The 26,579-nt window shown below is 63.9% G+C and carries 27 protein-coding genes; 11 read left to right on the top strand and 16 right to left on the bottom strand.

Annotated features, from left to right (window positions below):
* Window positions 1-17: 17 nt before the first annotated feature.
* The 3 genes from C0V76_RS08870 to C0V76_RS08880 all read right to left on the bottom strand — a co-directional run bounded on the left by C0V76_RS08870 (window position 18) and on the right by C0V76_RS08880 (window position 2,922).
* Window positions 18-560 carry a TRAP transporter small permease gene (locus C0V76_RS08870; protein ID WP_101942031.1) on the bottom strand — a complete coding sequence of 181 codons (543 nt, stop codon included), beginning with the start codon at window positions 558-560 and terminating at the stop codon, window positions 18-20.
* A 12-nt stretch (window positions 561-572) separates the two neighbouring features.
* Entirely contained in the window at window positions 573-1,859 is a 1,287-nt protein-coding gene (locus C0V76_RS08875) for a TRAP transporter large permease (protein WP_101942032.1), read from the bottom strand.
* A gap of 88 nt (window positions 1,860-1,947) precedes the next feature.
* Window positions 1,948-2,922, bottom strand: coding sequence for a TRAP transporter substrate-binding protein (locus C0V76_RS08880; RefSeq protein WP_101942033.1), 975 nt, complete (start codon window positions 2,920-2,922; stop codon window positions 1,948-1,950).
* 226 nt (window positions 2,923-3,148) lie between these two features.
* On the opposite strand from C0V76_RS08880, the gene C0V76_RS08885 reads away from it, so the two are divergent.
* Complete coding sequence (locus C0V76_RS08885) at window positions 3,149-3,673, top strand: lipocalin family protein (protein ID WP_101942034.1); 525 nt, start codon at window positions 3,149-3,151, stop codon at window positions 3,671-3,673.
* Here C0V76_RS08885 and C0V76_RS08890 read toward each other — a convergent pair.
* The gene (locus C0V76_RS08890) at window positions 3,670-3,864 is read right to left on the bottom strand and encodes a hypothetical protein (RefSeq protein ID WP_101942035.1); all 195 of its coding nucleotides are present in this window, start codon (window positions 3,862-3,864) and stop codon (window positions 3,670-3,672) included. The genes C0V76_RS08885 and C0V76_RS08890 overlap by 4 nt on opposite strands.
* Before the next feature lie 74 nt (window positions 3,865-3,938).
* Entirely contained in the window at window positions 3,939-5,531 is a 1,593-nt protein-coding gene (locus C0V76_RS08895) for a bifunctional diguanylate cyclase/phosphodiesterase (RefSeq protein WP_158239187.1), read from the bottom strand.
* Window positions 5,532-5,719: 188 nt separating this feature from the next.
* On the opposite strand from C0V76_RS08895, the gene C0V76_RS08900 reads away from it, so the two are divergent.
* From C0V76_RS08900 to C0V76_RS08925, 7 genes are all read left to right on the top strand, one after another.
* The gene (locus tag C0V76_RS08900) at window positions 5,720-7,021 is read left to right on the top strand and encodes a DUF4832 domain-containing protein (protein WP_158239188.1); all 1,302 of its coding nucleotides are present in this window, start codon (window positions 5,720-5,722) and stop codon (window positions 7,019-7,021) included.
* A gap of 125 nt (window positions 7,022-7,146) precedes the next feature.
* Entirely contained in the window at window positions 7,147-7,332 is a 186-nt protein-coding gene (locus C0V76_RS19570; RefSeq protein WP_143707381.1) for a hypothetical protein, read from the top strand.
* Between the two features lie 112 nt (window positions 7,333-7,444).
* Window positions 7,445-9,394, top strand: a complete 1,950-nt coding sequence (locus tag C0V76_RS08905) for a U32 family peptidase (RefSeq protein WP_101942038.1) — start codon at window positions 7,445-7,447, stop codon at window positions 9,392-9,394.
* Between the two features lie 196 nt (window positions 9,395-9,590).
* On the top strand, window positions 9,591-10,424 hold the full coding sequence (gene thiD / locus C0V76_RS08910; protein ID WP_101942039.1) for a bifunctional hydroxymethylpyrimidine kinase/phosphomethylpyrimidine kinase: 834 nt from the start codon (window positions 9,591-9,593) through the stop codon (window positions 10,422-10,424).
* 59 nt (window positions 10,425-10,483) lie between these two features.
* The gene (locus C0V76_RS08915) at window positions 10,484-11,197 is read left to right on the top strand and encodes a pseudouridine synthase (protein ID WP_101942040.1); all 714 of its coding nucleotides are present in this window, start codon (window positions 10,484-10,486) and stop codon (window positions 11,195-11,197) included.
* 61 nt (window positions 11,198-11,258) lie between these two features.
* The gene (locus tag C0V76_RS08920) at window positions 11,259-11,888 is read left to right on the top strand and encodes a YceH family protein (RefSeq protein ID WP_101942041.1); all 630 of its coding nucleotides are present in this window, start codon (window positions 11,259-11,261) and stop codon (window positions 11,886-11,888) included.
* 70 nt (window positions 11,889-11,958) lie between these two features.
* Window positions 11,959-12,690, top strand: a complete 732-nt coding sequence (locus C0V76_RS08925; protein WP_101942042.1) for a hypothetical protein — start codon at window positions 11,959-11,961, stop codon at window positions 12,688-12,690.
* On the opposite strand, the gene C0V76_RS08930 is transcribed toward C0V76_RS08925, so the two are convergent.
* From C0V76_RS08930 to ccmA, 11 genes are all read right to left on the bottom strand, one after another.
* Window positions 12,606-12,908 (bottom strand): hypothetical protein, encoded by a 303-nt coding sequence (locus C0V76_RS08930; protein WP_101942043.1) that lies wholly within the window; start codon window positions 12,906-12,908, stop codon window positions 12,606-12,608. The two genes, C0V76_RS08925 and C0V76_RS08930, sit on opposite strands and share 85 nt — an antisense overlap.
* A gap of 175 nt (window positions 12,909-13,083) precedes the next feature.
* Window positions 13,084-14,289 carry a c-type cytochrome biogenesis protein CcmI gene (gene ccmI / locus C0V76_RS08935; protein ID WP_101942044.1) on the bottom strand — a complete coding sequence of 402 codons (1,206 nt, stop codon included), beginning with the start codon at window positions 14,287-14,289 and terminating at the stop codon, window positions 13,084-13,086.
* Window positions 14,286-14,732 carry a cytochrome c-type biogenesis protein gene (locus C0V76_RS08940; protein ID WP_101942045.1) on the bottom strand — a complete coding sequence of 149 codons (447 nt, stop codon included), beginning with the start codon at window positions 14,730-14,732 and terminating at the stop codon, window positions 14,286-14,288. The genes ccmI and C0V76_RS08940 overlap by 4 nt, the downstream gene beginning before the upstream one ends.
* Window positions 14,725-15,255, bottom strand: coding sequence for a DsbE family thiol:disulfide interchange protein (locus tag C0V76_RS08945; RefSeq protein ID WP_101942046.1), 531 nt, complete (start codon window positions 15,253-15,255; stop codon window positions 14,725-14,727). Before C0V76_RS08945 ends, C0V76_RS08940 begins: the two co-directional genes overlap by 8 nt.
* A complete protein-coding gene (locus C0V76_RS08950; protein ID WP_101942047.1) occupies window positions 15,252-17,180 on the bottom strand; it encodes a heme lyase CcmF/NrfE family subunit in 1,929 nt (642 codons plus the stop codon). Before C0V76_RS08950 ends, C0V76_RS08945 begins: the two co-directional genes overlap by 4 nt.
* Window positions 17,181-17,190: 10 nt before the next feature.
* Window positions 17,191-17,634, bottom strand: coding sequence for a cytochrome c maturation protein CcmE (gene ccmE, locus C0V76_RS08955; RefSeq protein WP_101942048.1), 444 nt, complete (start codon window positions 17,632-17,634; stop codon window positions 17,191-17,193).
* A gap of 17 nt (window positions 17,635-17,651) precedes the next feature.
* Window positions 17,652-18,305, bottom strand: coding sequence for a class I SAM-dependent methyltransferase (locus C0V76_RS08960; RefSeq protein ID WP_216821699.1), 654 nt, complete (start codon window positions 18,303-18,305; stop codon window positions 17,652-17,654).
* Window positions 18,302-18,481, bottom strand: a complete 180-nt coding sequence (ccmD, locus tag C0V76_RS08965) for a heme exporter protein CcmD (protein WP_254048212.1) — start codon at window positions 18,479-18,481, stop codon at window positions 18,302-18,304. Before ccmD ends, C0V76_RS08960 begins: the two co-directional genes overlap by 4 nt.
* Window positions 18,478-19,215, bottom strand: coding sequence for a heme ABC transporter permease CcmC (gene ccmC, locus C0V76_RS08970; RefSeq protein ID WP_101942050.1), 738 nt, complete (start codon window positions 19,213-19,215; stop codon window positions 18,478-18,480). Before ccmC ends, ccmD begins: the two co-directional genes overlap by 4 nt.
* Window positions 19,216-19,297: 82 nt before the next feature.
* Complete coding sequence (gene ccmB, locus C0V76_RS08975) at window positions 19,298-19,963, bottom strand: heme exporter protein CcmB (RefSeq protein WP_101942051.1); 666 nt, start codon at window positions 19,961-19,963, stop codon at window positions 19,298-19,300.
* The gene (gene ccmA, locus C0V76_RS08980; protein WP_101942239.1) at window positions 19,960-20,586 is read right to left on the bottom strand and encodes a cytochrome c biogenesis heme-transporting ATPase CcmA; all 627 of its coding nucleotides are present in this window, start codon (window positions 20,584-20,586) and stop codon (window positions 19,960-19,962) included. The genes ccmB and ccmA overlap by 4 nt, the downstream gene beginning before the upstream one ends.
* Before the next feature lie 207 nt (window positions 20,587-20,793).
* Between ccmA and dctP the strand changes: the two genes are divergently transcribed.
* The 3 genes from dctP (at window position 20,794) to C0V76_RS08995 (ending at window position 26,546) form a co-directional block, all read left to right on the top strand.
* Window positions 20,794-22,950, top strand: coding sequence for a TRAP transporter substrate-binding protein DctP (gene dctP / locus C0V76_RS08985; RefSeq protein ID WP_158239189.1), 2,157 nt, complete (start codon window positions 20,794-20,796; stop codon window positions 22,948-22,950).
* A 157-nt stretch (window positions 22,951-23,107) separates the two neighbouring features.
* Entirely contained in the window at window positions 23,108-24,097 is a 990-nt protein-coding gene (locus tag C0V76_RS08990) for a TRAP transporter substrate-binding protein (RefSeq protein WP_158239190.1), read from the top strand.
* A 244-nt stretch (window positions 24,098-24,341) separates the two neighbouring features.
* Window positions 24,342-26,546, top strand: coding sequence for a rhamnogalacturonan lyase (locus C0V76_RS08995; protein WP_254048213.1), 2,205 nt, complete (start codon window positions 24,342-24,344; stop codon window positions 26,544-26,546).
* Window positions 26,547-26,579: the final 33 nt, after the last annotated feature.

A 26,579-nucleotide genomic window follows, 5' to 3' on the forward strand; every position in this document is an offset into this window, starting at 1 on the left:
GCGCCTGCCGCCCGCGTTTACTCGGTCGCTGGCGGCGGCGCGTCGCGAAACTGCTCGCCGCCCACCGGGTCGATGATGCAGCCGATCTCGATGAGCACGTTCTTGAGGCTGTAGAGCAGCATGATCGCCGCTGCGATCGGCATGCACGCGTAGAGCACGGCTTTTGGCAACTGCAAGGCATTGGTCACGTCGTCGGCGCGCGCCGTGAGCTCCCACGAGTACTTCAGGAACACCGCCATGAAGAACAGCGAGCCCAACTCGATCAGCAGGCGGTAGGCATAACGCAGGCGCACGTTGGCGATGCGCGCTGAGATCCAGTCCCCCACGCTGAAGTGCCCGCGCGTCACCCACAGCGCCGCCGCGCCATAGAAGACCAGCGCCGCGAAGATCAGCTCGACGATCTCGTCGAACCAGTGCAGCGAAAACAGCGGCACGAAACGCATCACGATGTTGGCCGTGAGCAGCAGGGTGAGCCCGGCGAAAAGGATGATGCAGACCCATTCGAGGATCAGCGTGATGACGGCATCGAATTTGTCGAAGGCAGCGTGAAAAGCTTTCATGGACAGGCTCCCTTACATCGCGGGCATGAAATGGTTGGGCAGGAAGAGCGCAATCTCCGGCACGAAGGCAATCAGGATCGTGACCAGCAGAATACCGATGAGGAATGGCACACACTCCCTGGCCAGCGGCCACACACCGGTGCGCGCGAAGCTATCCACCGCAAACAGGCACATGCCCACCGGCGGCGTGAGATTGCCGATCATGATCAGCAGGGTCATGACCACGCCGAGGTTGATCAGATCAATACCGAAAAGCCGCGCGATCGGCATGAAGATCGGCAGGGTGATCAGGAAGATCGCGTTGCCCTCGAGGAAGCAGCCCAGCACCACCACCACGGCGATGATCATCCACAGCACGCCGGTGGGCGATGCGCTCATGCCGGCCAGGGCTTCGATCACGGCATTCGGGATGCCCTGGTGAATGGTGAGCCAGCCGAAGAAGTTGGCGGCGGCCATGATGAACAGCAGGCCGGTGGTCTGCTTCAGCGAAGAGAAGAGGATCGCCGGCAGGGCCTTGAGTTTGAGGTCGCGATAGGCGAAGCCGAGCACCAGCGCATACAGGCTCACAATCACCGCTGCTTCGGTCGGCGTGAAAAAACCGGTGAGGATGCCGCCAATGATGATCACTGGCGCCAGCAAGGGCCAGAAGGCTTCTTTAGTACTCGCCTTGAGCTCGGTCCAGCTGGCCTTCTCGGAGCGCGGCAGGCCACGCGGCTTGGCCATCAACGCGATGGCGATCATCATCGCCACGCCCATCAACAGGCCCGGAATGAAGCCGGCGAGGAAGAGCTTGGCGACCGATACCGAGGTAATCGCGCCATACAGCACGAAGGGAATCGAGGGCGGGATCACCGGCCCGATGCAGTTGGCCGAAGCCACGATGCCGGCCGACAAGGCTGTCGGATAGCCGTTATCGACCATCGCCTTGTGCTGGATCTGGCCGAGGCCGGCAGCATCGGCCACGGCCGAGCCAGACATGCCGGAAAAGATCATCGATGACACCACGCTGACCTGCCCCAGCCCGCCCGAGATGTGGCCCACGCAGGCCTTGGCGAAACGGAAGATGCGGTTGGTGATGCCCCCGGTATTCATCAAGTTGCCGGCGAGAATGAAGAAGGGAATCGCCAGCAGGGTGAAGCCGGTGGTGCCGGAATACATGCGCTGCGGCAGCATCACCAGCATTTCCGGCCGGCCCTCCCACAGGAAGAAGCCCACCGCAGTCAGGCCGATGGCCACCGCGATCGGCAGGTCAATCATCAGCAGGATCAACAGCACCGAGAAAATCACAAGCGTCAGCATGCAACTCTCCTGCGTGGCTCATGGCCACGAATATTCATCAGGGGAAAAGGGGGCGGGCACCTGAGAACAGGTGCCCGCAGAGAAAGGCTCAGCCGCCGTTCTTTTTGAGGATCGCCATGAACTCGTCGAAGTTCTTCGCGCCAACCTTGGCCTTCACTTTTTCATACGCCGGCGGCATGGCGGCCTTGAAGGGCGCCAGATCCGGCGTATCAATGCGGATGCCCATCTTCTTCATCTCGGCGATCTGGGTGGCTTCCTGATCACGCACCATGTGGCGCATCAGCTTGCTGGCCGAATCCGATTCTTCCTGGATCACCTTCTGCTGCTCGGGCGTGAGCTTGTCCCACACCCGCTTGGAAACCACATGGGTCATCGAGCTGTAGGTGTAGTTGAGCATCGAGATGTACTTCTGCGATTCATACAGCTTGAGGCTGTAGATCACCGCGATCGGGTTCTCCTGCCCATCGACCACGCCGGTCTTCATGGCCATCACCAGTTCGGAGAAGCCGATGGTCTGCACCAGACCACCGCAGGCCTCGACGAAGGCCTGGTAGGCGAAGGCCGGTGGCGTGCGGATCTTGAGCCCCTTCATGTCTTCCGGCTTGAGGATCGGGCGCTTGGAGTTGGTGACCTCGCGGAAGCCCCACTCCCAGGCCGAGAGATACACCAGCCCCTTGGCCTCCAGATCCTTGGCGACCCATTTCTTGAAGTCGCCATCGATAACCTTGTCGGCCATCGCGTAATCCTTGAACGCGAAAGGCGTGCTCACAGCATCGAATTTCGGCACGTACTTGGCGATCTGGTCCTGCCCCGACAGGCTCATGTCGATCGCGCCCAGCACTGCCTGCTCCAGCACCTCCGGCGGATTGCCGAGCTGGTTGTTGGGGAAGAGCTTGATCTTCACCTTGCCACCGGTACGCGCCTCGACATTCTTGGCGAACTGCTTGGCAGCGGTCTGGGCCGGATGATCTTCAGCCCCGAAATGCCCGAGCTTCAGCTCGACCTGGGCAAGTGCAGCGGGAGCGGAAAAAGCCAGCATCAGCAGGAATGCGAGTCGCTTCATGAATCTCCTCCTCGGGCAATGAAACAGGACAATGGCGTACTGACGCAGGGCGCGTCAGTTGTCGGACAGCATACGTGCTTTGCATGGCAAACCGATACCGGGGGTTTTCCCGTAAACAATCCGTATGGCATTCACCCGGAAGGGGCGACCATGCTGCCCCGCCGGTCAGACACATCGCCGGGCAGGCGCGTGCGAGAATCGTGCTCCCCGACCGAGGAGTCCCGCCATGAAGATATTGTCCGCCCTGCTCACGGCGCTTGCGCTGCTGGGCCTCAGCAGTTGCACCAGCCTGCCGGACAATGTGCGTCCGGTGAGCAACTTCAAGCTGGATCGCTATCTAGGAAAGTGGTACGAGATCGCCCGCCTTGATCACTCTTTCGAGCGGGGGCTCTCGAATGTGTCAGCAGAGTACAGCCTGCGTGAGGACGGGGCTGTGCGCGTGGTGAATCGCGGCTATGACGCCGCCAGCGGCAAATGGAAAGAGGCTGAAGGCGTGGCCCGCTTCGTTGGCGCAGCGGACAGCGGCCACCTGAAGGTGTCCTTCTTCGGCCCCTTCTACGGCGCCTACGGCATCTTCGAGCTGGACCACGCGGGCTATCAGTACGCGCTGATCAGCGGGCCGGACAAGTCTTACCTGTGGCTGCTCGCCCGCTCACCGCAGCTGGATCCGGGCGTGCGCGACGCCCTGCTCGCCAAGGCCGCCGCACTGGGCTTCGACACCGGCAAGCTGATCCTGGTGAAACACGATTAGGCCGTATCGCCCTCAGGCGCAGCGTCGGTCGCGGCGGCATCCGGCTCGGCTGCTTCGTCGTCCTCAGGAGCCTCGCCCGGCAGGGTCTTGCGCCTGAGCTTTTCTTCCTTCTTCTGCTTTTTCGCGAGTTCGCGCTGACGTTTTTCGAACGAGTAATTAGGTTTAGCCAAGGTGACGTCTTCCGTGCTCAAGTGAGAATGGCTTCCACGGTAAGCGATTTCGCCGGGAAACGGGGCCTTGGCGCCAAATAAGCGTTCCGCCGGCCTCAGGACGCCTCGCGCTGCCAGGCCCCGTCGGCCGCTTGCGTTTGCTCACGCAGCATCGGCAGCACGGCCTCTTCCGGCAGCACCTCGCCGAAGAAATAGCCCTGCCCGTAGCGGCAGCCCCGCTGCATCAGCCAGTGCGCCTGGGCGGACGTCTCGACACCTTCGGCCAGCGCGTCGCTGTTCAACCCCCGGGCAAGGCCCAGCAAGCTTTCCAGAATGTCTTCCCCTCGCCCGGGCTGACCAATGGCCTGGGTGAAAGCCGGATCGATCTTGAGCTTGTCGAAGCGGAAGCCCTGCAAGCGCCCGAGACTCGAATAGCCGGCCCCGAAATCGTCCACCGACACCCGCATGCCCAGCGCCCGCAGGCGGGTAAAAGTCTGTTCGGCTTCGTCAGCATCGAGCAGGATGGCCATCTCGGTCACTTCCAGCTCCAGCCGCGTCGGTGCCAGCCCGCTGCGCTCCAGCACGCGCAGCAGACGCTCCACCAGCAAGCGATCCCGCAACTGCATGGGCGACAGGTTGAACGACAGGAAAAGCTCGTCCGGCCAGGCGGCCGCCGCATGACAGGCTCGCTCCAGCAATTGCTCCGCCACCTGCACGATCAGCCCCGCACGTTCCGCCGCGGCAATCAGGCTCTCCGGCGCCACGCTCCCCAGCTCCGGATCATGCAGGCGGGCCATCGCCTCGAAGCCGGCAATGCGGCCACTGGCGAGTTCGACGATGGGCTGAAAATGCACGCTCAGACGCCCATGGCTCAGCCCCTCACGCACTGCGGCCTCAACGCGCGAACGCGCCTCGATCTGCTGATCGAGCTCGGCACTGAAGAAACGCACGCTGCTGCGATTCAGATTCTTGCCCTGATAGAGCGCCAGATCCGCCCGGCGCAACAACAGACTCAGCTGCTGACCATCAGCCGGCCAGACCGCAACCCCGAAGGTTGCAGAAACCTGCAGCGCGCGCCCCTCCACCTGCATCGGCTGTTGCAAGGCGGCAGCGGCCCGCTCGATCAGGCTGCGGGCAGCGGCTTCAGACTCGGCCGAGCTGACGATCACGGCAAACTCATCACCGGCCAGACGGCACACAAAATCCGCACCGAAGCACAGCTCAAGGCGGCGCGACACCTCCAGCAGCAAGGCATCGCCAGTCGCATGACCATGCAAGTCATTGATGGCCTTGAAGCCATCGAGGTCCAGGATCGTCAGATAAAAATCGCTCTGTCTCCGGCTGGCACTCAGCGCATCGAAATGGGCGCTCAGCGAACGGCGATTAGGCAAACCAGTCAGGGCATCATGGCTCGCCAGATGCCGCGCCTCCCCCTCTGCCTGCTCACGGCGCAGGATCTCGCCCCGCAGCTCGGCAATCCGGCGCCAGGCAAAAACGTAGCCAAGCCCGCCCATCACGCACAGCGCGGTAGCCAGCTCATCCAGCTCCCAATGCTCGTGAGTCATCGCAAAGCCCACGAACCAGTCAAAGGAGTCCAGCCACAGCAGGCTGGCGGTCAGGCACAGGCCGAGCAGCAGGAAGCCGACGCTATCGCGGCGAGCCTGGGGCGAAAAAGAAAAGCGCGGAGGTACTTCGGGTTTGGCTCTCAAGCTATGCTGCCTCATCTCCCCACGCATGACTATGCGCAGGATTCGACTCAAGCTTAAGTCCTTCCTGCCCGGCGACATACCTGAGCGTATGCAACATTATGTTTCGTGTGATAAATGCCCTGAGAGCCAGCCTTTCATGCCTTCTCGCCCTGCTGGCAACGGGGTTTTGGTGCGCTCCGGCGCATGCCTTGGACTGGCAGCCACTGGCTTATGCGCCGGCGCCGGCGGCTAACCCGCTCAAGGGTCTGGTGCCCTATGCCGGCGCAGCGAATCCGGACGACTTCCCGCACAGCATGGAGTTCAGCTACTTCCCGCTCGCTGCTGTGATGCGCGGCCCCGGACAGTACGACTGGAGCGTGCTGGAGCGCTTTCTCGATCAGGTGGCCGGACGCGGCCATCAGGCCATCTTCCGCTTCTACCTCGAATATCCTGGCAAGCCTTCAGGCCTGCCGGCCCGACTACGCGATGTAGTGACGCTCACGCGCTGGGAGCGCCCCAGCACCCCACCCCGCCCGCCGGTACTCAACGAAACGCCGGATTACCGCCATCCAGCCCTCTCCTCCGCCCTCACCGACTTCGTGGCCGCCCTCGGCCAGCGCTACGACGGTGACGCCCGCATCGGCTTCATCACCGCCGGCTTGCTCGGCTTGTGGGGCGAATGGCATGACTATCCCCGCAACGAGTTGTTTGCCGACCGGGCACTCCAGCAAAGCGTGATGGACGCCTATGTAGAGGCCTTCCGCAGCACCCCCGTTCTGCTGCGCTACCCGGCGGGTGACGCGGATCCGGTGTATGTCGCCAATGCCGCCAGCCCATTCGGTTTCCACGACGACTCCTTCGCCTGGAACACCCTGCCCAGCAAGGCCAGCTATTTCGTCGCCAAGCTGCAGGCGGCGGGTGCGCTGGAGGCCTGGCAGAGCCGCCCGATCGGTGGCGAGATCCGCCCCGAAGCCTGGGGCAAGGTCTTCGATGCCGCGCCGGGCTTGCCGCAACTACAGGACTTTGCCGAGTGCGTGGCGGCCACCCATGTCAGCTGGCTGATGGATTCAGGCATGTTCAAAACCGCCAATCCCCCCGAACGCCGCGCACGCGCCCTCGAGCAGGTGCAGCGCATGGGCTACGAATTCCATGTTCCGCGCATCGCCCTGCGGCATTCTGGCGGGCAGCTGGAGATCACGCTTGAAATCGAGAACCGTGGCGTCGCCCCCTTCTATCACCCCTGGCCACTTCAACTCGCTCTCCTCGATGAGCACGGCAAGCTCCATGCGCAACAGGATCTGGTGAGCGATCTGCGCGGCATCCTGCCGGGCCAGCCCGCTCACCGGCGCGAGGCCAGCCTGTCACTAGCGGGCCTCGGTGCCGGGCACTACCGTCTGCTGCTACGCGCCACCAATCCGCTTGCCAGAGGCCTGCCGCTACGCTTTGCAAACAGCACACAGGATGCAGACCTGGCGGGCTGGCTCAGCCTTGAAAAACTGACACTCCACTGATCGATTCCGATACCCCCGGCTTTGATCCATCTCAGACGCGATGCAGTGCAACAACAAATTCTGCGCTTGTGTGCGGGAAAACCCCTTCCTATGCTTCAGCTCATGAAGTTCCGGAGGCGCACGCCATGAAGCAAACCCCGATGTTCCTGATGCTCCTGCTGGCCACGGCCATGTCCGGCTCGCCCGGCACCGGTGGCGGCCGCGCCGCCTCGGCAGACGACGACAGGAAGCAGCCGCCCCGACATGACGCCCTGGACGAAGCCGAAGACGCGGCAGCCGCTGCAAGCCTGCCGCTACGCCCAGCAGCCTGAAGACTTCACCCTCTGCCACAGCGGCCCCGCGGGGCCGCTCGTGTTTTCAGGGGAAGCCCGCGGCGCTTGCAGGTAAACTCGCGGCCTACAACAAGATCTGCTGTACGCCCCCATGAGCCTCCTGCGCCACCAACTCGAACTCCTCGCCCCCGCCAAGACTGCTGAGATCGGCCGCGAAGCCGTGCTGCATGGCGCCGATGCCGTCTACATCGGCGGCCCCTCCTTCGGCGCCCGCGCCTCGGCCGACAATCCAGTCAGCGATATTGCCGGGCTGGTCGAATTCGCGCATCGCTACAGCTCGCGCATCTTCGTGACACTGAACACCATCCTCCACGACGCGGAACTGGAGCCGGCGCGCAAGCTGATTCACGAACTGTATGACGCGGGCGTGGACGCGCTGATCGTGCAGGACATGGGCTTGCTCGAACTGGACCTGCCGCCGATCGCGCTGCACGCCTCCACCCAGTGCGACATCCGCACAGTGGAAAAGGCCAAGTTTCTCGGCGAAGTCGGTTTCTCGCAACTGGTGCTGGCGCGCGAACTCACGCTGAACGAAATCGCCGCGATTCGCGCCGCCGTGAATCCGGCGGTGCCGCTGGAGTTTTTCGTGCACGGCGCGCTGTGCGTGGCCTTCTCTGGCCAGTGCTACATCAGCCATGCCCACACCGGGCGCAGCGCCAACCGCGGCGATTGCTCGCAGGCCTGCCGCCTGCCCTACACGCTGGAAGACTCGAAGGGCCGCGTGGTGGCCTTCGACAAGCACCTGCTGTCGGTAAAGGACAACGACCAGAGCGCCAACCTGCGTGCGCTGGTCGACGCCGGCGTGCAGAGCTTCAAGATTGAAGGTCGCTACAAGGACATGAGCTATGTGAAGAACATCACCGCTCATTACCGCGAGTTGCTCGATGGCATTCTCGAAGAGCGCCCAGAGCTAGCCGCTGCCTCGCACGGCAAGAGCACATTCACCTTCACGCCCGAGCCAGACAAGAGCTTCAACCGCAGCAGCACCGACTACTTCGTTCAGGGCCGCAAGGAAGACATCGGCGCCTTCGACGCGCCCAGCCACGGCGGCGAGGTGCTGGGCACGGTCAGCAAAGTCAGCGCTGACTGGTTCGAGCTGGAATCCACCGCGCCGCTCGCCAACAGCGACGGCCTCAGCTGGCTCTACAAGCGCCGCCTGCAGGGCGTGCAGGCCGACACGGTGAAGCAGATCGGCAACGTCTGGCGCGTGACCCCGAACCAGAAGATCAGCGAACTACCGGGGCTGGTCGTGGGCGCAGAAATTTCGCGCAACCGTGACCACGCCTGGGAGCAAGCCCTGCTCAAGAAATCCGCCGAGCGCCGCATCGCGCTGGACCTGCATTTCAGCGAAACGCCCGAGGGCTTTGCGCTGCGGGTGGTGGATGAGTCCGGCAGTGAGGCCACGGCGCAACTGACCTGCGACAAGCAGCCCGCCCAGCATCCGGAAAAGAGTGAAGCCAGCCTGCGCGAACACCTCGCCAAGCTCGGCGCCACGATTTTCGCTGCCCGAGAAATCAGCGTCGCCTGGCAACAGCCCTGGTTCCTGCCTGCCTCTGCACTCAACGCCCTGCGCCGCGAAGCCATCGAAGCGCTCGAAGCCACCCGCCTCAAAGCCTTGGGACGCCCGCCACGTTATGCCGCCAGCGAGCCTGCCGCCCAGTATCCGGACGAGTCCCTGAGCTATCTCGCCAACGTTTACAACGACGCGGCCCGCCGCTTCTACTCGAAGCATGGCGTGAAGTTGATCGAGGCCGCCTACGAGGCGCACGAGGAAGACGGCGAGGTAAGCCTGATGATTACCAAGCACTGCCTGCGTTTCTCCTTCAACCTGTGCCCCAAGCAGGCCAAGGGTGTCACCGGCGTACAGGGCCAGGTGCGCGCCGAGCCGATGACGCTGATCAACGGCAAGGAAAAACTCACCCTGCGTTTTGACTGCAAGCCATGCGAAATGCATGTCATGGGCAAGATGAAGTCGCACATCCTGAAGAGCCCGCCGCCGGTGAGCGTGCCGCTGACTTTCCACACCAAGCGACCCGCCTGATTTTGTAGGTGCGGCTTCAGCCGCGTGAGCCCATGCCACTTCGGGGCCCGCCGGCTTAAGCCGGCCCTACGGGGCGCTGTGGTTTCGCAGGAGCAACGTCCACGCCGCGATCGCCTCTATTCGCGGACGCAAACCTCGCTCCCACAGCCCCGACCCCGCCGTACAATCTGCGCTTCCCCGAATCACTGCTGCTGCCATGAGTACACGCCCCATTCCGAATGTCGTTTCCATCGCCGGTGTCGATCCCTCTGGCGGCGCCGGCATCCTGGCCGACCTGAAATCCTTCTCGGCCCTGGGTGCCTACGGCTGCGGCGTGGTGGCCGCGCTCACCGCACAGAACACCCAGGCAGTCACCGGCGTGCATGTGCCACCCACCGATTTCCTCAAGCTGCAGATCGACACCCTGTTCACGGATGTGAAGATCCACGCCGTAAAGCTGGGCATGCTCGGCTCGGCCGAAATCGTGCAGACCGTGGCCGAGCGCCTCGCCCACTGGCAGGCCCCGTATGTGGTGTGCGACCCGGTGATGGTGGCCAAGAGCGGCGACCATCTTCTGGCTAAAAATGCGGTCAGCATGTTGATCGAAGCACTGCTGCCGCAGAGCTTCATGATCACGCCGAACCTGCCGGAGGCGGGCGTATTGCTGGAGCAGCGCGCGCCGGAAACAGTCAAGGAGATGTACCGCGCCGCGGAACGCCTGCGCGAGATGCAACCTTTGTCGAGCGAACGCTGGGTCTTGCTCAAGGGTGGCCACCTACCCGGCAATGAAGTGGTCGATCTGCTCTTCGACGGCGACCGCATGATCGAGATGCCGGCCCCGCGCATCGAAACCAAGAACACTCACGGTACCGGCTGCTCGCTGTCTTCTGCGATTGCCGCGCTCTTGCCACAGGCCGGTGAATTCCGTCGTACCGAAAACGCAGTACGTGCCGCACGCGACTGGCTGCGCGGTGCCATTGCCACCTCGGGCAGCCTGCAGGTCGGCAGCGGTCATGGACCTGTGCATCATTTCCACGCACTGTGGAAGTGACTCACAGCCTTTGATATCCCCAAGAACCCTGAGCAAGCCTGTGGATAGCTTCTGGAAAAATGCTGCAAACCCCTGACGCAAAAGACTGTGCCGATCACTGCGCAAAGACTGCGCAATTCGTCCTCTACAGCCATCCAGATTTCCTGCTGACCCTCAAGCCGGCGGGCGTGAGCTTTCACACCGAGGAGGACGAGCCCGGTTTCGTCGCCCGGGTAAAAGCCGCCACTGGCGAGGCCGGCCTGCATCCGGTGCACCGCCTCGATCGCATCACTTCGGGGCTGGTGCTGTTCGCCCGGCATGCCGACGCGGCACGCGAATTCGGGCGCATGTTCGAGGCCGGCGAGATCAGCAAATGCTATCTGGCCTTGTCCGATTACAAACCGTCCAAGAAGCAGGGCTGGATCAAGGGCGCGATGCTCAAGGCGCGTGGCGGCAGCTGGCGCCTGTCGCGCGAAGGCGATTTACGCGCAGCCACCCAGTTCTTTGCCTTCTCGGCCGGGGATGGCCTGCGCCTGTTCGTGCTGCGCCCACTCACCGGCCGCACCCACCAGCTACGCGTGGCGCTCAAGAGCCTCAGTGCCCCGATCCTTGGCGACGCACGTTATGGCGGCAGCCCGGCCGACCGCGGCTATCTGCATGCCTATGCCCTGCGTTTCACCTGGCAGAACGTGTGTTTCGACTTTCTCGAACGGCCGATAGAAGGCGAGCTGTTTGCCCGCATTGCCGACCAACTCACTGGCAAACCCTGGCTGCTACCCTGGCCGGACGCCTGAATCGCATAGTTTTACGGGCCAGGCAGCTATGATTGGGTTTTTACCCGCAGCGAAAAAAAGCATGTCCGAACCCCAACAGCTCTCCCCCGTTGAAGCCCGCGTCCTCGCCGTTCTGGTTGAAAAGCAGGCCACCGTTCCCGACACCTATCCGCTATCGCTGAATGCGCTGGTCACTGGTTGCAATCAGAAGACCGCCCGTGAACCGGTGATGGAACTATCCGAAGCCGCCGTGCTGGAAGCCATCGATAGCCTGCGCAGCTACAGCCTGATCATCGAGTCCTCGGGGGGGCGCGTGACCAAATACGGTCACAACCTGCCCAAGGTCTTCCAGTTACCGACGCCTTCGGTGGCCATCCTCACCACCCTGATCCTGCGTGGTCCGCAGACCGTGGCCGAGTTGCGCGCCAACTGCGAGCGCCTCTATCGCTTCGCCGACGCCTCCTCGCTGGAAGCCTTCCTGGAGGAACTTGCCATCCGCGCCGCCAATCCACTGACCATCCTGCTGCCTCGGGCGCCCGGAGCCCGCGAAAGCCGCTGGGCCCATCTCTTGAGCGGAACACCGGAATTGCCAGCAGCCCCCGCCACACGAGGCGCAGAAAGTGTGGGTCTGGCCGCTGAAGTCGCCAGTCTGCGGGAAGAAGTGATGCAATTGCGCGCCGAAGTAGCAGAGTTGAAGGCGCTCCTGGCGTGAGTGTGCGGGCCGATTTCTGTTGGGGCGGCCACTGGCTACGAACTCACGGCCCGCGGCCGCTCCTGCAGATATGAGCGCCCTGCAAAACCACCTCTGGAATCCAAGCGGCGGGCTGATCTACCACTGGCGTGCCCTGCGCTATCGCCGTCGCCTGTGGCAGCCCTTCGTGACTCAGGTGGGATATTGGTTGTCCGCCTGGCAGCCACCACAAAAAGAACTGGTGATCATTGGTCCGAGTGCCGGTTACACGCTGAATGCCGATTTCCTCGCCCGCTTTGCGAAGGTGGAAATCCTGGAGCCGGACCCGCTGGCGCGCGCCCTGTTACGCCGACGCTTCCCGGCCATCCACTTCCGGCACGGCCAGCTTGATTGCTTCGCGGGCCTGCATGGGCCATTAGCCCTGCGCCAGCACTATCCGCAAGCGGCCTTCCTGTTTGCCAACTCGCTCGGTCAGCAACTCGCACAACTCGATTCACGCTGGCCGGCACAACTCCTGCAGGCCCTGCAGGGCAGCTCATGGGCAAGCTATCACGATGTGGTCGCAGGCAGCCGCACGCCGCGCGATACACAGGCGCGCAAGTGGCAGGAGGGAGAAAGTCTGGAGCAGGTGTTGGCCGCCTTCTGGTCAGGCGGCGAACTGGAACTGTTTGATCATGGCAGCTTCGGAGTGCTGCCAGCACAGGAACACGCAACGTGGGCCCTCACGCCACGACAACATCATCTGGTGGGATGGACATCCATCAGCGTCGAAGGATCTTCTACCAGCATGTTGCCGAACACCGGCATCGGCGGCAGATCGTAGTCGGACTCGATCAGGCCAAGCTCCACGAGCTGCTCAATGACTTCCTTGGGCTCACCTAACGGTTCGAGCATCTCGCGCAGGATGCCGTAGCGCGTCTTGCCGTCCACCATGATCAGGGCGCGTCGCAGACGCTGGCTCAGGCCCAGCCTGCGCTCGTTCATCTCGGCGCGGCCAAGGGCGGTCTTGCTGTAGATGGCGATATCGAACATGGCAGACATGAAGCTGTAATCAATGCCTGCATCCTAGCTTTTCGCACCCTCTTTAAATACTGTCTGAAGGTGCGTAATGACCAAAGGCGGCGCCCTCGGGATTAACGCCACCACAATCTGTGACTTAATGCACAAAGCTTGCTGCAAGGGCGTTTTCAGCAAGTCTATTCAACAAAACCGTTTATCACTTGATGATTTTGTCGATTTTTATGATTATGTCTTTAGTATTAGGACTAACACCTACAGAATAACCCTCCATATCACCGACACTCGCCTTCGCCTCTCCGCTCTTTGAAATACGTGCGCCGATGACGAATGGCCCTTGCCCCGGGTCACCGCCCATCAACTGGGCGCGAGCAAAATCAAAATTTGCCGGCAGATCACCGGCCTTCATGCGCAGGGCTGCGACCGGAGGTCCGCCTGCGACAGGGCGAGCAAAGATGAACAGGGCGTCGTCTGGCGAGAACTGGCTGCGCAGGCTGGCAGACACACTGATCCGTCCTGCCATCTGCAAACCGTTTGCGGCCACAGCAGGCGACGGTGCGGGCACAGGCGCAGCGCCAGTCAGACGCTGCTGCGCTTCGGCGATCATGGCTTCAGCATTGCGGCCGATCTCGCTCTGCGGATCCACCTTGCTCGCCATGCGCTGCCAGTGGCGCAAGGCACGTCGATAGTCCTCCTGCTCAAAGGCCACCGAACCGGCCAGCGCGAGTGCCTTGACGTTGTCCGGGTCAAGCTTCAAGGCCTCATCGATCAGACGCGCTGGCTCACCACTGAGCCGATTACCTTGCACGCTGCCGAGCGCATCGGCCCAATCGGCCCGCACCTGGGCATCCTGTGGGCGGCGTTGGGCCAATGCGGCGAAAACCTTCACCGCTTCGTCAAAACGCTCCAGCACCATGTAAGAGCGCCCCAGCATCTGAGCGCCTTCCAGATCATCCGGATTGGCGGCCACCTTTGCGGCCAGCTTGCTCACCATGGCCTCGATTTCGCCCGCACCGAAAGCCTGTTGCGGCGCAGTATTGGCCGGATCCAGCCCGGCAGGCTGACCGATGATCAGGTAGATGCCGATCGCCGCTGCCGGCAGGCCGAGACCCAACGCAGCCGCCCAGCCGCGCGCCGCACGCGCTTCGCCGGGCGCAGCAAGCGCGGCCATTTCGGCGGCCGTGCGCTGCTCCAGCTCGGCCATGCTTTCAGCATGTTCTGCAGCACTGACGCGGTTCGCCGCCAGATCGGTTTCAAGCTCGCGGCGCTGCTCGCGCAGCACCCGCAGGGCCGGACTTTCCGTCTCCGCGGAGAGCGCCTTCGGCGCCAGCAAGTGGCGGATGAGCCACGCAGTCACACTCAGCAGCACCAGCGCTGCAACGATCAGGAACGCAGTCATGCTCATCCTTTGGTGTCTTGTTCAGCCAGCAAGGCGCGCGCTTTTTCCAGCGCTGCTGCATCCGGCACGTCTGCCTGCTCCTGGCGACGACTACGCAGGCGCCACAGGAAGGCGCCCAGCGCCCCCAGCAGCAACACGGCCGGGCCCAGCCACAGCAGCAGGGTGCTGCGCTTGACGGGCGGCTCGTAGAGCACGAAATCGCCGTAGCGCTCGACCATGAAGGCGCGCACTTCATCCTCGCTCTTGCCGGCCGTCAGCATCTCGCGCACCTGGCGGCGCAGATCCAGCGCCAGCTCCGCCTGCGATTCGGCGATGGACTGATTCTGGCACACGAGGCAGCGCAGCTCCTCCGAGAGTTTCATGACATGCGCTTCGAGCGCCGTGTCGGTCTGCGCCAGACTGGCGAAGCTCGTCAGACACAGCAGCAGACATAGGATCAGCTTAGACACCTTGCAGCTCCTTGATGCGCGGCATCAGTTCACGTTCGAGGGCTTCAGGCGTGACCGGGCCTATGTGCTTGTACCGGATGCGGCCATTGCGATCGATCAGGAAGGTTTCAGGCACGCCGTACACGCCGTAATCGATGCCGACGCGACCGTCCGCATCGACAATGGACAGGGTGTAGGGGTCGCCCCCGTCCTTGAGCCAGCTCAGCGCCTCCAGGCGCTTGTCCTTGTAGTTCAGGCCGATGATGGGCAGCACGTTCTGTTTGGCGAACTTCACCAGCACCGGATGCTCTTCGCGGCAGGCCACGCACCAGCTGGCCCACACATTGAGCAGCCACACCTTGCCCTGCATGTCGGGCAGACTCAGGCGGGCCTCCGGCTGCAGCAGCTGCGGCAGATTGAAGGTCGGCGCCGGCTTGTCGATCAGCGGCGAGGGAATCTCGCGCGGCTTGAGGGTGAGGCCGATGCCCAGCAGGGCCACGAGGCCCACGAACAGCACCAGCGGGATCAGTGCTTTGGCTTTCATGCGGCCACCTTCTTCGTCTTGCGATAACGCGGGTCCAGCGCTGCCAGCAAACCGCCCAGCGCCATCAGCAGGCAGCCCGCCCAGATCCAGCTGATGAAGGGCTTGTAGTAGAGGCGCACGACCCAACTGTCATCCGCCACGGCGTCGCCCAGCGACACATACACGTCACGCAGCAGGCCTGTGTCGATCGAGGATTCGGTCATCGGCATCTGGCGCGCCAGATAGATGCGCTTTTCCGGATGCAGGGTGTTGAGGCTCACGCCGGCCCGGCTCAGGCTCACCGTGGCACGTGCCGCCGCATAGTTGGGGCCACGCACTTCCTCGACCTTGTCGAGCTTGAAGCTGTAACCCGCCAGCTCGGCCGAGCTGCCGATCTTCAAGGTGGTATCGATGTTGGCTTCGAAGGTTTTCACCATCGCCACGCCGATAATGAAGATGCCGATGCCGAAGTGCGCCAGCCACATGCCCCACCAGGCGCGCGGGATCTTCGCCAGAGCCGCCTCAGGGCCACGCAGGCGCTGCCACAGCAGCTGCGCGCTGCCGATCAGCACCCAGGCCGCCAGCGACAGGCCCAAGCCGCTGCGCACGCTCCAACCGCCGGCCAGCCAGGCCGCCAGATTGCCGAGCACGAAGGCCAGCACGAGACCCGGCAAGAGTTTGCGCAGGATCGCCTGCACGGCCTGATCCTTCCAGCGCACGAAGGGCGCGACCACCATCAGGAGCACCACCGGCGTCATCAGCGGGAAGAACACCGCCTCGAAATACGGCGGGCCGACCGACAGCTTGCCCATGCCCAGCGCATCCACCAGCAGCGGATAAAGCGTACCGAGCAGCACGGTAGCCGCCACCACCGACAGCAGCACGTTGTTGATCAGCAAGAAGGTTTCGCGTGAGAACAAGGCGAACTTGCCGCCGCCCGCCAGACTCGCAGCACGCCAGGCATACAGCAGCAGCGAGCCGCCGATCACCAGCACCAGCAAAGCCAGGATGAAGATGCCGCGCTTGGGATCAGTGGCGAAGGCATGGACCGAAGTCAGTACGCCGGAGCGCACTAGGAAGGTGCCCAGCAAGGAGAGCGAGAAGGCCGAAATGGCCAGCAACACCGTCCAGCTCTTGAAGGCCGCGCGCTTCTCGGTCACCGACAGCGAGTGCACCAGCGCCGTGCCGACCAGCCAGGGCATGAAGCTGGCATTTTCGACCGGATCCCAGAACCACCAGCCGCCCCAGCCCAGTTCGTAATAGGCCCAGCCCGAGCCGACCATGATCCCGAGCGTCAGGAAGACCCAGGCAATCAGCGTCCAGGGGCGCGAAGCGCGTGCCCAGGCGGCGTCCAGCCGCCCGCCGATCAGGGCTGCGATCGCGAAAGCGAAGGCTACAGAGAAGCCCACATAGCCCATGTAAAGCAGCGGCGGGTGAATGATCATGCCCGGATCCTGCAGCAACGGATTCAGGTCATTGCCTTCCAGCGCGCCGGGCAGCAGGCGCTCGAAGGGGTTGGAGGTGAACAGCATGAAGGCCAGGAAGCCTGAGGCCGCCAGCCCCATCACCGCCAGCACGCGGGCCGTAAACTCCTCGGGCAGGTTGCGCGCGAAGGACACGGCGCAGGTCCACAAGCCCAGCAGCAGCGCCCACAGCAGCAGCGAGCCTTCATGGCTGCCCCACACGGCGGTGATGCGGTACCACACCGGCAGCTTCGTGTTGCTGTGCGAGGCGACGTAAGCCACCGAGAAATCATTCGCGATGAAACTCTGCGTGAGACACAGGAAAGCCAGCGCGATCAGCGCGAACTGCGCACGCGCAGCCGGGCGGGCGATACCGATCAGGGCCGCATGGTTACGCGCCGCGCCAATGAGCGGCAACACGCCCAGTGTGAGCGCCACAAGGAAGGCGAGGATCAGGGAGAGATGGCCGAGTTCAGGGATCATCAGGCGTGCCTCATTTCAAGGTCTTGGCCGTGGCATGGGCCTTGTCGATGGCGTCCTTGGCCTCGGGCGGCATGTAGTTCTCGTCGTGCTTGGCCAGCACTTCGCTGGCGGTGAACACCCCGTCGGCGCCCAGCTTGCCCTGCGCCACCGCGCCCTTGGCTTCCTTGAAGAGGTCCGGCAGCGCGCCCTTGTACACCACCGGCACCACCTGCGCAGTATCAGTGATCGCGAAGCGCACGGTCTGACCATCGGCCGCGCGCTGCACCGAGCCGGCCACCACCATGCCGCCAATACGGAAGGTACGGCCCTGCGGCGCTTTGCCGGCCACTACTTCGCTGGGCGTGTGGAAGAAGACCAGATTGTCGCGGAAGGCGTTCAGCACCAGCGCGGTGGCGCCAGCCAGCAAAACCAGGGCGATGCCGATCAGGAGGAAGCGTTTGTGACGGGGTTTCATGTGTTCTCCATGCCGGCTCAGATACCCGGCGTGAGGTACTGGAAGGTCCAGAAATATTCGGTTTCGCGATAAACGCCAGCTTCGCCCAGACCCTCGATCATGGCCTGCAGTTCCGCCTCACGCGGAAAATTCTTCAGCACCCGGAACTGGCTGCCGTCTTCGAGCGGGCGCAGTTGCCAAGTGTTGCCTTCCGCATCACGCTCACTGATCGGCGTGCTGCTGCCCGCCACGTAGCGATTGTCCATCAGCACCACGACCGACTCGGGTGCCAGCAGGGCGTGCAAGCCTTGCAAAAACTCGCGCCGACGACTGACCAGCACATGCGAGAGCCAGAAGCCGGCGAAGGCCGCGTTGAAACCGCCCAGCTCGGCGGGCAGCGCGTAGGCATCCGCCTGCACGAACACGGCACGCCCCTGCACACGGTCGCGTGCGATGGCCAGCGGTTCGAGATTGGCATCCGTCAGCGTGATCGACGCGGCTACCGGGGCGATGAACTGGCTCCAGTAGCCCGTGCCCGCCGCAATCTCCAGCACATTGCGACGCGCGAACTGCGTCGGCAACCAGGCTTCGAGTTGGCGCAGATTGGCCTGACGCTCCGGCTTCAGGTAGACCGCGTCGTACTCAGGGGCTCGTTGCGCATAGTAGGCCTGCATGGCCTCCACGGCACTCACCCGTTCTGTTCCAGCTGCTGCAACTGCAGCAGGCGGCGCAGACTCTGGCGGCGGCGCTGGCGCAGCAGCCACAACTCGAGGGCGATCAGCGCGCAGGACACGCCATAGCTGCCCCACACGAAGGCGCCGCGCCCGCCCATGTCGATGAAGTCACTGAAGGATTGCCAGACCATCATTTGCTCCCCAGGCGGGCGATCTCGGTCGAGGCCCAGTCGGTATGACGTTCGCGTTCAAGGATGATGCTGCGGGCACGCGTCAGCGTCACCGCCAGACTATAGAACCAGCAGCCCAGAGCGGTGAGCAGCATGGCCCACAGCATCACGCTGGCCATGCTGGAGCCGCCCGGCTTCACCGAAGCGCCCTGGTGCAGGGTGTTCCACCACTTCACCGAGAAATAGATGATCGGCACATTCACCGCCCCGACCAGCGCGATGATCGCCCCGGCCTTGTCCGCGCGGCGCGGATCTTCAATCGAACGAGTCAGCGCGATGAAGCCGAAGTACAGGAACAGCAGCAGGAGCTGCGAGGTCAGGCGCGCGTCCCACACCCAGTAGGCACCCCAGGTCGGGCGGCCCCACAGCGCGCCGGTCCACAACGCGATAAAGCAGAACAGCGCTCCGGTGGGCGCCAGCGCCTGGGTCATGTAGAAGGAAAGGCGCGTCCCCAGGCCCAGGCCGATGGCCGACCAAAATGCCATCACGAGGTAGATGAACATGCTCATCCAGGCCGCGGCGACATGGATATGGATGATGCGATAAACCTCGCCCTGCACCGCGTCGGTGGGCGCTTCGAAGAAGCCGATGTAGAGGCCAACGGCCAGAAATGCAGCGGCCAGCACCGCAAAAACCGGCACCAGGCGACCTGCCAGCGGGTAGAACGTCTGCGGTGAGGAGAATCGGAAAATATTCATGCTTGTCAGTCTGCAGGCTGTTCAGCTGAACCGGATGATACGCAGGAATGGCCCGGCGCCGGCCTTGATCCGCTTCAAGAAATCACTCGACGGCGAGACGCAGGGCTACCGCGCAGGCCAGGGGTGACAAGGCCAGCGCCCCCAGCAGGCCGCCACCGAGCAGCGAGAACTGGGCGCTCACGCCCATCCCGGCGCCCCAGGCATCCACCGCCCCGGCGCCGAAGACCAGCACCGGCACGAACAGCGGCAGCACCAGCAGGGCCAAGAGTGAGCCCGCGCCGCGCAGGCCCAGGGTCAGCGCGGCGCCGATGGCGCCCACCAGTGACAGGATCGGCGTACCCAGCAGCAGGCCGCCTGCCAGCACCCCAAGCTCCACCCCCTCAAGGCGGTACATCGTGCCCAGCAGCGGCGAGAGGATCACCAGCGGCAGACCAGTGGCCAGCCAGTGGGCGGTAATCTTGGCGGCCACCCACAGCACGGCCGGCTCGGGCGAGAGCAACAGTTGCTCCAGCACACCGGAGTCGAAATCCTTGTCGAACAGGCGCGGCAAGGCCAGCAACACTGCCAGCAGGGCCGCCACCCAGACCACACCGGGCCCGATGGCGCGCAACTGGGTCGGATCCGCCCCGACCCCGAAGGGGAACAGGCTGGCCACGATCAGGAAGAAGGACAGCGCCACCAGCAGATCGGCACGCGCGCGCCAGGCCAGCAGCAGATCACGCCGCAGCACCGCGAGAAAGACGTTCATGGCGCGAAGGTCTCCACGTCCAGCCCGCGCAGGGGCGTGGCGAAGGCTACGTCCTGATGCGAGGTGAAAATCACGCTGCCGCCTGCGGCGCAGTGCGCGTCGATCTGCGCGGCCAACGCACTCACGGCGGCCACATCCAGCGCTGTGAAGGGTTCATCGAGAATCCACAGCGGCCGGCTCGCTGACAAGGCCAGCCGCGCCAGCCCGACGCGGCGGCGCTGCCCTTGCGACAGCAGCTTGCACGGCAGCTCCAGTTGCCGCGCAAGCCCCAGCCGCGCCAAAGCCTCCCGGCAGGCGTCCGCATCCACCGGCAGACTGGCCGTGGCGCAAGCGAAAGCCAGATTCTCGGGGGGGGTGAGCAGGTCGTTCAATGCAGGGGCATGGCCCAGATACAGGAGCGCAGCATGGAAAGCCTCGCGGCCATGCTGGATCTCCGCACCCTGCCAACTCACCACGCCAGCGGCCGGCAGAGCAAGACCAGCCAGCAGGCGCAACAGGCTGGTCTTGCCCATGCCGTTGGCGCCACCAATGCGCAGCAGCTCACCCGCACCGAGGCGCAGGGCCAGGCCCTTGAAGAGCAGGCGTTCACCGCGCTGACAGGCGAGTTGACGAGTTTCAAGCATGGCCGGCATTCAAGCACAAGTCAGGCAGCGCAGCCACCTCAGCCGCCCGCCTGCCATGCAGAAGGGCGGCGCCCAATGCGGGCAAACCCGTCTCAAGAAACTCGCCAGGCCTGCCGTAAGCCTGCAGGAAGTCCGGAGAAATCTGCCTGCGCCTGCAGCAGCGAGGCGCCAGGCCGAACAAGCATCACAGGGAGCGGAGAACAGCAAATGAGCATCACCCGGAAAATCCAGTTCCTGATCGGCGCGGCACTGGCCACTTGTTGCGTCATGTTTGGGGTGGCCCTGTCCAGCCTCTCCAGCCTGAATGCCGAAGCCGCCAAGGCGCTCGGCAGCGATGGCGCCGACAAGCTGCGCGCCGTCGAAGCAGCCTTCGCTGCGGCCCGCAGCACGAATATCGTGGTGCTGATGCTCGGCATCAGCCTGATTCTGATCGTTGGTTACGTGTTGTGGCGCGCCCTGGTCACCCCGCTCAAGGTCATGCAGCGCACGATCGAGCGCACGGCCGATCAGCTCGACTTCACCAGCGAGATCACGGTCGCCAGCCAGGATGAAATCGGCCAGACCCTGCTGGCCTACAACCGCCTGCTCGAGCGCCTGCGCCAGAGCTTCACCGAAATCCAGCAAGCCACCGGCCACATGCTCGAAGTGACCGAGGAGGTGGACGTCACCTCGCGCAAGATCGCGCGCAACTCGCAGATACAGAGCGACGCCTCGGCCAACATGGCCGCTGCGGTGGAGGAAATGACGGTCAGCATCTCGGTGGTGGCCCAGCAGGCCCGGGATGCCAATCAGCACACCCAGGATTCCAGCGACATTGCCAGCCACAGCGCGGGCGCCATCCTCAGCACGGTGGTAGGCATCCGTGCCATCGCCGACTCGGTCCGTGAGGCTTCTGCCCGCATCAAGACCCTGCGCACCGACTGCGACGGTATCTCCTCAATGGCCGGCACGATCCGCGAGATCGCCGACCAGACCAATCTGCTGGCCCTGAATGCGGCCATCGAGGCGGCACGCGCCGGCGAACAGGGCCGCGGCTTCGCGGTGGTGGCCGACGAAGTGCGCAAGCTCGCTGAACGCACCGCCCGATCCACCCAGGAAATCACCGCCCTGGTCCTGCGCATGCAGGACAGCGCCCGCTCGGCCGTCGACAGCATGACCACCACCGAAACCGCGGTGGGCCAGGGCGTGGAAAGCGCCCAGCAGGCCGGCGATTCGATCGAACGTATCAAGGAAGGCTCATCTGCAGCGGCTGGGGTAGTTGAGGAAATCGCCGGCGCCATCCGCGAGCAGCAGACCTCCAGCACCGAGATCGCCCAGAACATCGAGCAGATCGCCCAAATGAGCGAGCAGAATTCCGAAGCCGCAGCCTCGTCGGCAGTCGCCGTCGGCCGCATCGGCCAGGTCGGGCGCGAGATCGTGGCCTCCCTCTCGCGCTACCGCATTTCATCCGGTGCGCAGACCCTCGAATTGCGCGTCGCAGATATCCATGCCGACGAGCACCCGGCGGTGCGTGCCCAGCGCGCCATGGCCGAGATGATCCAGGAGCGCTCGCAGGGCCGGATCCGCCTGCGTGTAATGTCCAAGGGCGCTTTCGGCTCGGAGAAGGACGCGCTGGAAGGGATCAAGAATGGCGCGCTGGACATGACCCGCAGCATGCTCTCCAGCCTCAACAGGGATTGCCCGCTCACCGTGGTGCCGGGCATGCCCTTCCTGTTCCGCTCAATCGACCACATGCAGAAGAGCATGGACGGAGGACCCGGTCAGCAGATCCTCGCCTCCTGCGCTGCCGGCGGCTATGTGGGCCTCGCCTTCTACGACAGCGGCGCGCGCTCGGTCTACGCCAACAAGGCAGTCCGCTCGCTGGCCGACATGCGCGGCCTCAAGCTGCGGGTGCCGCAATCCGATCTGTGGATCGCGATTGCCAAAGCCATGGGTGCTCAGCCCACACCGATGGCGCTGGATGAAATCATCGCCGGCCAGCGCATGGGGCTCGTCGAAGCAGCCGAAAACAACCTGCCCTCCTACGAGGGCTTCAAGCACTTCGAGATCTTCCAGCAGTACTCCTTCACCGAGCATTCGATGGCGCCGGACATCCTGGTCTTCTCCAAGCGCCGCTGGGATGGTCTCTCAGCCGAGGATCAGCAACTCATCAGTGCTGCTGCGCGCGACTCGGTACGCCTGATGCGCCAGTACTGGAAGGAGCGCGAAGACAGCGCCCGCAAGGCGGTGGTCGCCGCCGGCACCCGTCTGATCCAGGATGTGAACAAGCAATCCTTCGAGAACGCGATGCGCCCGGTCTACGACCAGTTCATTACCTCCTCCGAGCAAAAGAGCCTGCTGCGCGCGATCCAGGAGTTGCGCTGAAATCAACCGGGCACCTGGCCTGAAGCGCTCCCCCCGCCGGCCCCTGCCGGCGGATTTGTTTTCAGGCCGGCCAAAAGGGTAATTACAAGCTTCATGGCAGTTCTCTAGCATGGCCGAGGCAACACGCCTGCCTCACAAAACAGCCCGGAGGAAATCCATGAAGATCGCCCTGAAATCCCTCACCCTGAGCCTCGCCGCCACGCTCGCGGCCGGTCTGGCGCAAGCCGCCCCGGCTCCGGTGAGCCTGCGCGTAGTCACACCCTTCGCCAACGGCCACCTGCTGGCCGACACCGCCCAGCAATTCAAGCGGGAGCTTGCGGCCAGCGCTCCGCACATCCAGGTCAGCGTGCAGGCTGGCGTGCTCAACGAGCAAAGCATCAACCCGGCCTTCCAGAAGTGCGCACCCAGCGAGCGGGTCGGCGAACTACTGCTCACCGGCGGCCAGCCGATCCAGGATTACGCGCCGGAGTGGTTCTTCTTCAACGGCCCCTATGTGATTCGCGATTTCGATCACCTGCAACGCGTGTGGAACAGCCGCATCGGCGACAGCCTGCGCTACCAGCTCGAAACCAAGGGCGGCATGGTCAGTTTCGCACCGGTCTATCGCGGCTTCCGCCAGTTCACCAGCAATCAGCCCATCAACAGCCCGGCCGACTTCCAGGGCGTGAAGCTGCGCCTGCCGCCGGTGCCAGACTGGATCTCGGTGTGGCAGCCGCTGGGCGTCGCCCCGGTGCAGGTGCCCCTGCCCGGTATCTATGACGCACTCAAGACGGGCAGTGCCCAAGCCTCGGAAGGCGATCTCACCCAGATCAAGTCGCTCAAGCTCAACGAAGTGCAGAAGCAACTGGTGATCACCAATCATCTGGTCGGCTTCGGCATGCCGCTGGCCAATGCCTGCTTCTTCCGCAACGAACTCTCCACCACGGATCAGGAAAAGGTGCGCAATGCCATGCACAAGGCGGCGCTATGGGGCAGCCGCAAGATCCAGCAGGACGAAGCCCGTCTGCTCGCCGAACTGCAGACTGGCGGCATGCAACTCGTGACCCCGGATGCCGCAGCCATCCGCAAGGCCGCCGAGCCGGCAATCAGGCAGCTGTTTGCCACGCGCTGGACGGTAACCGACTGGCAGAAGGTGCTGGCACAGTAAGAAGCCCGCCCCGGGTTCGGGTGCGAGCCCTCGCACCCGAACCCGAATGCCTGACAAGTACATGATCTGGCTGAATAATCCCGTCTGACGGAAATCACACGCCGCCGTACGGAAGGCGCTTGACGGCCCCCCTCTCCTCACCTACTTTGCGGAACCCTGCTTGAAGACATGTAGGTATTTTTCCTACATAAAAAGCACTCAACCAGAGCTGCCGCAGTGAGGCAGCCAATCCAGGAGGCACACCATGCGCAGCAAACTCTTCGGCGGGCTCGCCATCATGTTGCTGACGGCCCATGCCCAGGCCGCCACCGACTATCCCAGCGGCTATACCAAATGCGCCAAGGAAGGCGCCGCCTGCGCCATGACGGGCACGCGCAGCGTCTCCTTCGGCAAGTCCGGCGTCTTCGTATATGCCACCCTCAGTGGCAGCTTCACCTGTCAGGCCTCGCTGTTCCCGAGCAGCACCCACATCACCGGCACCCGTTACTGCTCCTACGCAGCCGCGGCCAGCAGCAGCGCCGCAGCGTCCAGTGTCGCCGCTTCGAGCGCCGCGGCATCAAGCGCGGCGAAATCCTCTGTCGCGGCCTCCTCGGCAGCGTCCTCCGCAGCCACTTCCGTCGCCACCAGTTCCAAAGCGGCTTCATCTGCCGTCGCCAGCTCCGCAGCCGCCAGCTCGGCGGTGGCTAGCTCCGCTGCCGCGAGCGGTAAATATGTCGAGAAGCTCGGCCGCGGCGCAGTGGCAGTGCCCGCCGCCAGCGGCATGCTGGTGAGCTGGCGCCTGCTCGGCACCGAGTCGGCCAGCACCGGCTTCAACGTCTATCGCGGATCGGTCAAGCTCAACAGCAGCCCGATCACCGCCAGCACCAATTACCAGGACAGCACCGGCAGCACCGGCTCGGCTTACACCGTCAAGGCGGTTGTGAATGGCGTGGAGCAAGCCGGCAGCAACGCCACCGTGTTTGCCAATCCCTACCTCTCCATCCCGCTCAGCAAGCCGGCAGGCGGCACCACACCGGATGGCGTGGCTTACACCTATGACGCCAATGACGGCTCGGTTGCCGATCTGGATGGCGACGGCGAGTACGAAATCGTGCTCAAGTGGCAACCAACCAACTCCAAGGACAACTCGCAGTCCGGCTACACCGGCAACACCTTCATCGACGCTTACAAGTTCAACGGCACCCGTCTTTGGCGCATCGACCTGGGCAAGAACATCCGCGCTGGTGCGCACTACACCCAGATGGTGGTGTATGACCTGGACAGCGACGGCAAGGCCGAGCTGATGCTGAAGACAGCTGACGGCACGATCGACGGCAAGGGCACGCTGATCGGCTCAGGCACCGCCGACTACCGCAACAGCTCCGGCTATATCCTCTCCGGCCCGGAATACCTCACCGTATTCAACGGCGCCACCGGTGCCGCCATGGCCACCACCAACTACCTGCCGGCACGTGGCACGGTTTCGAGCTGGGGCGACTCCTACGGCAACCGTGTGGACCGCTTTCTGGCGGGCGTCGCCTATCTGGACGGCACCAGGCCCTCGGCCGTGTTCTCACGCGGCTACTACACCCGCGCGGTGCTGGTGGCCTGGGACTGGCGCGACGGCAAGCTGACCCAGCGCTGGACGCATGACAGCCCGACCTCCGGCTCCGGCGCCTATGGCCAAGGCGCGCACTATTTCACCGTGGGCGACGTCAATAATGACGGCAAGGACGACATCATCTACGGCGCCGCCACCATCGGCAGCGATGGCAAGCTCCTCTACCGCACCGGCCTGGGCCACGGCGATGCGCTACACATGTCGGATCTGGATCCGAACCGCAGCGGTCAGGAAGTTTTCATGGTGCACGAGGAGACAGGCGCCGCCTACGGCATGGAAATGCACGATGCGGCCAGCGGCAAGATCCTGTGGGGCGTGAAGACCGGCGTGGATACCGGGCGTGGCATGTGCGCCGATATCGATCCGGCCTTCCCCGGTTACGAGTGCTGGTCCAGCGTGGGTGGCATCTACAGCGCCACGGGCGTATCGATCAGCAGCTCGCGCCCGAGCATCAACTTCGGCATCTGGTGGGATGGTGATCTGTCGCGCGAGCTCCTCGATGGCGTGAAGATCGACAAGTGGGTCCCCGCTTCGTCCAGCGTCACCCGCCTGGTAACCGGCGCCAACGCAGCCTCCAACAACAGCACCAAGGCCAATCCGGTGATTTCGGCGGACCTCTTCGGAGACTGGCGCGAAGAAGTCATCTGGCGCAACACCGACAACAGTGCGCTGCTGATCTATTCGACCGCTATCCCGACCGGCTACCGCTTCCCGACCCTGATGCACGATCCGCAGTACCGCGTGCAGGTGGCTGGCCAGAACATGGCTTACAACCAGCCCCCGCACCCGAGCTTCTTCCTCGGCAACGGCATGGGCACGGTAAGCCTGCCCGCCATCCGCACGCCCTGATCCATCCAGTGGGCGTACAACGGGCTGCCACGG

It is taken from the genome of Uliginosibacterium sp. TH139 (assembly GCF_002855595.1).
Lineage (GTDB): Bacteria > Pseudomonadota > Gammaproteobacteria > Burkholderiales > Rhodocyclaceae > Uliginosibacterium > Uliginosibacterium aquaticum.